The following is a 5,521-nucleotide window of genomic DNA, read 5'->3' as shown; positions in this document are numbered from 1 at the left end:
ACCTAAAAAAATCATCTGTAGCTACAGATGATTCTAGTAGCGGAGTTATTTATGAGCATGATCGGTGTATCAGTAGCTAGCAATAAAAGCCTTCAGCTTGAAGCTACCCAAGAAGCCTATAATAGAGCTGTCGTGAAGCTTAATTTGCTGTTGATTGACGATAAAACGCACGAAGAAGTAGTCAGAAACAAGCTGTTTGAAGTCATGGATGAAAGAAATCAGCTGGGGAAGTACTCCACTTCTGATCTGTATGTCATGCAAAAAAGCATTGAGAAAACGGTTGATGATTTTCTTGCTGGATTAAATGAGCAGACTGTTACCACTTAGATTAGCGAAAAGATGGAACGCTATAGTTATTGAGGTTTAATCATCTTTCGCTTATATTGGGGGTACGAATATAAGCGAAAGGTGATTGCTATGACTACAACTAATTATAATATACGGCTTGACCAGGATCTGAAGGATAGGTCTTTTTCTGTTCTTGAAAGCTATGGATTAACACCTTCACAAGCCATAAGACTGTTCTTAAACCAAGTAGCCGATACTAATGCGATTCCTCTGTCTTTTGACTATCAACAACCTAAGCTCAACGCGCAAACGATTGCGGCTATTGCTGAGGTCGCGAGCGGTAAAGGCACTAAGTACGATAGCTTTGGTGATCTCATGGATGAGCTAGAAGGCGAGGCTGATGAGATCCATTGAAGTATCAAGTCAGTTTAAGAGAGATGCTAAAAAGAATTATCTAAGCTTACTCACTCCTGCATGGGGCGAGGTGCTCAATTGTTTGACTAACGACATACCGCTACCGGCTAAATACAAAGATCATGCGTTGACCGGCAATCATAAGGGATTTAGAGACTGCCATATCAAGCCTGACTTGGTGCTTATCTACCGTGTTCAGAACGATACGGTAGATTTTGTTAGGCTAGGTAGCCATTCAGAAGTGTTTGATTAGCCTAATTCAAGTGGTTCCATAATGACAGTCTATTTTGAGTAGTCTGTTAATAGACTTTTGGGGCTTTTAAGACGGTTCCACTAGGGTATATCCTTATCTAACAAGAAAAGTTACTTTAAAAATACAAACAGCTTTTATAAGCCTTCAGTCCTCGGCAGGAGGACTCGAAAAGTTAATTTATCGGGTATCCTAAATTAGTTGACCACTACAACTTTTCACTTACAACACGCAACCTTTTTAACACACGTTGATTATAAATCTCGATTTTCAAGGTGCTAATATAATTGAGTAATACTTAACTTAGATAACATAAACCACTGATTCTAATAACTTTCATCTTGTATTCTCACAGATTATTGTTTATCGAGATTTTGCAAGCTTTACTTAACTGGAGAAATTATGCGTGCTTTAACTTATCATGGTGCTAAAGATGTGCGAGTGGACAATGTCCCAGAGCCTAAACTGCAAGAAAAAGATGATGTTATTTTACGTGTGACTGCAACTGCAATTTGTGGTTCAGATTTACACTTATATCGTGGCAAAATACCTGAAACCGAGGAAGGCGATATCCTCGGCCATGAGTTTATGGGTGTGGTTGAAGAAGTAGGCTCTGAAGTTACTGCTGTTAAAAAAGGCGATAGAGTTGTTATTCCTTTTGTTATTGCATGTGGTAACTGCTTTTTCTGTCAGCATGACCTAATGTCCGCTTGTGAGACTACAAATACAGGCCCAGGCGCTGCTATTAATAAAAAAATAATTCCGCCACCGGCTGCTTTATTTGGTTTTAGCCATTTATATGGTGGGATTCCTGGTGGACAAGCAGATTTTGTACGGGTTCCTAAAGGTAATTTTAATCCGTTCAAAGTAAATGGCTCACTGTCAGATGAGAAGGTTTTATTTTTATCAGATATTTTACCAACTGCTTGGCAGGCCGTGACTAATGCCAATATTACTAAAGGTTCAACCGTAGCTATTTATGGAGCGGGTCCTGTGGGGTTGTTATCAGCCGCTTGTGCCAAAATGTTAGGCGCTGAGCAGATCTTCGTGGTAGATCATAATGACTACCGTTTGCAGTATGCCAAAGATACGTACGGGGCTATTCCGGTTAATTTCGATAAGGTAGATGCTGCTGAATTCATCATTGAACAGACCAAAGGACATCGCGGCGTTGACGGTGTTATTGATGCGGTTGGCTTTGAAGCTAAGGGCAGTTCGAAAATTGAAGGATCAAGCGCTCCAGCTTTACGTCAATGTATGGCAGCTGTGCGTCGTGGCGGGGTCGTTAGTGTTCCTGGTATATATGCAGGACCCATTAATGATTTCTTAATGGGTGACGCTTTTGATAAAGGGCTTGCTTTCAGAATGGGCCAAACCCATGTACACAAGTATTTACCACAATTATTAGAGTATATTGAAAATGGTGATTTATCACCTGAAGCTATTATTACTCACCGTATGAATTTGTCTGACGCTGCTAAAGGTTATGAAATTTTCGAAAAGCGTGAAGAAGAATGTCGTAAAGTCATTTTAACTCCTTAATTTTTCAAATTTGCCCTTTACTTTTAACATTTAAAGGTTAGGTCATAGCTGCTTTAACGAGATTGTCTTAAATAATGGTTATCGCTAAAGCAGCTAGCAAAAAAATCTTTAACTTGTTTTTCTCTGCACACGACAAAAAAATCACCCCCCCCCAACCGATTTTCATGGGTTTAGGGATTAAAAAACCAACTAACTGTCTTAGATGGTCTTAAAGCTTAGAAGTGTAAAGCACAATAAACTTTCTATTATATGTATGAAAAATTTATTTAATATTGAGTAAAAATCTGAAAAGTGAATAGCTTGGGCTACAAGGCTTCTTAGTTATTTCTTATCGAGCAATATAATTTAGTATTCAAGATATTCTCTAATCGGACGTTTGTTAAACTGCGTAGGGTCTTTTTTAAGGCGGTTAACCATTTCAAACTCCCAACCTTGCTGTGACTGACCAGCTGGACTAGTAGGGCTTACTAAATGATTGTATTCCGCCATAAAAGCAGGATTACGAGCAATTCGCCCTAGCTGCTTATCATTCAATCCATCGACCGTAAACATATCTCCTGTACTAACGTCGCGCTCCTTATTAACTACATCCCTCTTAGCTTTTGGCTTTTCATGAACAGTAAAACTAAATCCTGCAATTTTGCGACCTTTTTTCTTTTGAGTGTAACTAACATTGAGATCTGATTTTTCGTTTATCTCTTCAACAGCAAGGTTTAAGACCCTTTTTTTGAAGTTGCTCATAGTTTGATATTCATCAGACTCTAATCCTAACTGACCTCTAAACTTCTCCAATTCAAAAACAGGTGTTTTTTTGGCTTGCTTCCATTGAACCAGCAGCTCATAGAGCCTTACTGAATAATTACTATCCATTTCGGCTGTTTGTTCTAGTAAATACTTAGTGAAAAACTCTTCAGCCCCATCAATCCGAGTAATCCCTTGTACTACAGCCGGAGTAAATACAACTTCAATCGCTCCTTCGTCATCTAAATATCTAACTTGGGATAACCAGCGAGATTTAACTAACTTACCTTCATCATCAACATAGCTAAAACGTCTGTTAAATAGCGTATCTTCAGCGTCCTTCATCATTAGATAACCGTTTTGGCGAGTGGTATTAAAAACTTCAGCATATCTTTTAGCATCAATACGAAGTGGTATCTCTGCACTCAACCCTGTACCAGTCTCTCTAGCATCTACAACGGCTAACTGAACAATGCGTATTTCTGATAGTTTTAGATTTTGTAGTACGGTATTTAGATAATTAGTTTTCACTACTAGATTAGATTTAGACATAATAACCTTCAAATTTGAATACTTATATTTAATTGTATCTTCGAATACTATTTTATTCAAGTATTCAAATGGTAAGTAAACGTATTCGAATGGGTAAGTAAACGTATTCGAATGGGTAAGTAAACGTATTCGAATGGGTAAGTAAACGTATTCGAATGGTGCTTGTATCCTTTTAATACCAATGGATACAGAGGGCTTAAAAGCATTTAAAAGCATTTAAAAGCATTAAAAGCATTTTTTTTATTTTTTACTAACTAAAAAGACAAAAGAAAAAAGCACTAGTTACCATAAAATATTTGGCTTTTCTCATGTCTTCTTGGATCAGATGATTGATCAATTTTTTCTTAACCTCAGTAATAAGCTATAGAAACTACTCTATTTGCCTACAAAATGAGATTTAATAGCCTTCTACCTTAATTCTTATACATACCTAGCCTTTTTTATTTTATCCATCTCTACAGCGATTTTATGGCTTTCTAGCTGCATTGCTTCGTTTACTCTAGCAATTTCCTCTTGATTTAGACCATCAATAGCCATCAAGTAAGGCTCAACACGTTTTTTAAGGGTGTCATAGCTCTCTTCCGCAACGTTTTTATCCAATCTAGCCTTCTCGTAGTCCATCAGGATGCTGTTTGCTGCCTTCACAGTGGGTTCTACTTGCTCAATAACGGCTATTGTGACCTTTTCCCCATATCTAGCCTTGCTTTCAAACATTTCAGGCTTAGGCGCTACGGTCGTAATACTAAAATCTCGCGCGTGATTGATGTCGTGGTAATACTCCTTGATGCTGGTATGTTTGGCTTTAGAGCCTTCCTTGCCCCTCGTTAGCCCTAAATCAGCGACCGTGTTGGCAAAATCGGTTTGCATCTGATTTAACTTAACCCTGCCGCCTAGAAAACCCTTACAGTTGAGCTTCCCTTTTTGGTCAATAGGAACGACATAAGCGACCAGCTGCGGTGTACTTATGTCCCGATGAATACTCATACCTGCAATATTTCCTTCTCCATGTTTATCCATGAGCCACTGAGCAGATCGCTTAAAAAATTCAGCTTCTTGGCTTTTTCCCCAACCTTCCCATTCAGGACTGGCGGTTATTAAATACTCAATACATAGCACCGCATCAGCGCGTCTTTTTTCAGGAAGTCGATCTTTTATTGCCTGTTTGACGGCTTCAGGGGTCGCAACGGTATGATGATTTTTAGGGGTGAGGTTGGGGTCAGCATTTGGCGTTTCTATCGTTCGGTAGCTGTGTGCAAGACTGCCACCGATGTTGCCCATCGTCTTTAATTTTGCTGTTCTCAAAATTGCATAGTTCATCGCCACTTTTTTCCTATAATTGAGTGTTATTTCATTAAAGTGTACTTACTACACCATAATTTCACCTGTTAGGAAAGCGTGATTTTTGGCGCAAAAGGCGGTAAAAAAGGGCTATTTTTCACTGTTTTTCAACTTGGCTGTTTACAGATTGTAAACAGCTTTTTTCTTTATAAATCAATAACTAAGAACGATTTTGTTTACACTTTGCAAACACTCAAATTTCAATAAACCTAACAATATCAGCTATTTGGCAGTCCCTTTAGGGTGCGTATGGTGTAGTCATCAAATTAGGTGGGAAATAACGGTTTTTTTATCTGTCGTAAAATCTGCTACAAAAAAGGGGGTATAAGAGCGTTACTTCTCGTTTTTCACTGGCATAATCTTAGGCTGGTATCAATAATTTATTAACCTAAAAAA

6 protein-coding genes are annotated in these 5,521 nt (G+C 38.4%); 4 read left to right on the top strand and 2 right to left on the bottom strand.

All coding sequences use genetic code 11. The features are described 5' to 3' along the window. Positions 1 to 51: 51 nt before the first annotated feature. From ACI2IW_RS13805 to ACI2IW_RS13790, 4 genes are all read left to right on the top strand, one after another. The gene (locus ACI2IW_RS13805; protein WP_068039764.1) at positions 52 to 327 is read left to right on the top strand and encodes a hypothetical protein; all 276 of its coding nucleotides are present in this window, start codon (positions 52 to 54) and stop codon (positions 325 to 327) included. A 90-nt stretch (positions 328 to 417) separates the two neighbouring features. Then, on the top strand, positions 418 to 702 hold the full coding sequence (locus ACI2IW_RS13800; protein WP_068039762.1) for a type II toxin-antitoxin system RelB/DinJ family antitoxin: 285 nt from the start codon (positions 418 to 420) through the stop codon (positions 700 to 702). After that, positions 689 to 955 (top strand): type II toxin-antitoxin system mRNA interferase toxin, RelE/StbE family, encoded by a 267-nt coding sequence (locus ACI2IW_RS13795; protein WP_068039760.1) that lies wholly within the window; start codon positions 689 to 691, stop codon positions 953 to 955. The genes ACI2IW_RS13800 and ACI2IW_RS13795 overlap by 14 nt, the downstream gene beginning before the upstream one ends. A gap of 399 nt (positions 956 to 1,354) precedes the next feature. Continuing rightward, a complete protein-coding gene (locus ACI2IW_RS13790; RefSeq protein WP_068039753.1) occupies positions 1,355 to 2,494 on the top strand; it encodes a zinc-dependent alcohol dehydrogenase in 1,140 nt (379 codons plus the stop codon). Between the two features lie 345 nt (positions 2,495 to 2,839). Here ACI2IW_RS13790 and repM read toward each other — a convergent pair whose 3' ends face one another. Continuing rightward, positions 2,840 to 3,787, bottom strand: a complete 948-nt coding sequence (gene repM / locus ACI2IW_RS13785; protein WP_082787309.1) for a replication initiation protein RepM — start codon at positions 3,785 to 3,787, stop codon at positions 2,840 to 2,842. 420 nt (positions 3,788 to 4,207) lie between these two features. Further along, on the bottom strand, positions 4,208 to 5,104 hold the full coding sequence (gene mobV / locus ACI2IW_RS13780; RefSeq protein ID WP_068039766.1) for a MobV family relaxase: 897 nt from the start codon (positions 5,102 to 5,104) through the stop codon (positions 4,208 to 4,210). Between the last annotated feature and the right edge of the window lie 417 nt (positions 5,105 to 5,521).

It is taken from the genome of Psychrobacter sp. NPDC078501 (assembly GCF_044900935.1).
Classification (GTDB): Bacteria; Pseudomonadota; Gammaproteobacteria; order Pseudomonadales; family Moraxellaceae; genus Psychrobacter.
Note: the sequence above shows the minus strand (reverse complement) of the source record. Positions and strands in the feature narration are given on the sequence as shown.